The 244-nt window shown below is 28.7% G+C and carries 1 protein-coding gene; it reads left to right on the forward strand.

The window, feature by feature from the left end; genetic code table 11:
• Positions 1 to 244, forward strand: a 244-nt coding sequence (locus AC2FB1_RS11240) for a transposase (protein WP_490675290.1), incomplete at both ends; no start/stop codon positions are given.

The following is a 244-nucleotide window of genomic DNA, read 5'->3' on the forward strand; positions in this document are numbered from 1 at the left end:
TGGGATTATGACGAAATTAACGATGAATATATTTGTCCAAACAATAAGCGATTGGGTTTTAAAAGATATGCCTATCGCCATGATAAATATGGGTTTAAGAGAGACTTCAAATTATATGAATGTGATGATTGTTCAGAATGTCCTCTGAGACACCAGTGCATGAAATACAATTCAAAAACGAATAAAAAAATAATGAAAAATTATAATTGGGAATATTTTAAAGCCCAAATTAATAAAAAGCTTT

The sequence above is a fragment of the Staphylococcus sp. CoH_129_LAB_1 genome, from assembly GCF_058191515.1.